General features: G+C 47.8%; 1 protein-coding gene. It reads left to right on the top strand.

Annotated features, from left to right (window positions below; genetic code table 11):
• On the top strand, positions 1 to 492 hold a 492-nt coding region (locus tag H8K38_RS18210; protein WP_186886266.1), incomplete at both ends, for a TonB-dependent receptor.

Below are 492 nucleotides of genomic sequence, written 5' to 3'. Positions count from 1 at the left end.
CAAATTCCCGTAACGAAAAAACTGTTGCAGTGCGCGGATTCGATTCTCGTCAGGTCCCTTTATTTATTGACGGTATTCCTGTTTATGTTCCATACGATGGCTATGTCGACTTCAATCGTTTCAGCACGGCTGACCTCGCGGCAATTCAAGTAGCAAAGGGATTCAGCTCCTTGGCCTATGGTCCCAATACGTTAGGTGGAGCAATCAATCTCATTTCCCGCAAGCCCAAAAAGACGTTTGAAGCGGATGCCATGGTAGGCGTAGCGACTGGAAGTGAAAAGCAAACATCCGCCAATGTAGGTACCAACCAGGGCATGTGGTACCTGCAAACCGGGGTTTCCTACATACAGAGTGATGGCTTTCCTATGTCATCGGATTTCATTGCGACCAGTACAGAAAATGGTGGCGCGCGAAACAATGCCTATCGCAAGGATAGTAAGTTTTCCCTCAAATTCGGCCTTACTCCGAATGCACGTGACGAATATGCCATTA

The sequence above is a fragment of the Undibacterium sp. FT79W genome (genome assembly GCF_014284215.1).
GTDB lineage: Bacteria > Pseudomonadota > Gammaproteobacteria > Burkholderiales > Burkholderiaceae_D > Undibacterium > Undibacterium aquatile.
Note: the sequence above shows the minus strand (reverse complement) of the source record. Positions and strands in the feature narration are given on the sequence as shown.